Genomic DNA, 291 nt, shown 5'->3' on the forward strand with positions numbered 1-291 from the left:
GCCATTAGTGGCTACTCCCGTTGGAAGAAGTCTTAGATAAAATTTTCTTATTTCGTCTACACTAGGGAAGAATGTTTGCACATCGGCTTCACAAACTATGGTGTACCCGGGGGTTGCTGTTCCCGGATCAGTTGGGTCTGTCGGATCAGTAGGATCTGTAGGATCATTAACAATGACAGTAACGGTAGCAGAATCCATACAGGTTTCATAACCTACAGTATAAGTAAAAGTACCTGCTTCATCAGTAGCAGGGTCAAAAGTTCCATCTCCTGAACTCCAGGTTCCTCCACG

General features: G+C 44.7%; 1 protein-coding gene. It reads right to left on the bottom strand.

The window, feature by feature from the left end:
- Positions 1–291 (bottom strand): hypothetical protein (locus HC176_RS19855; RefSeq protein ID WP_209309840.1); only part of this gene is annotated, 291 nt, incomplete at both ends.

It is taken from the genome of Tamlana crocina (assembly GCF_012037625.1).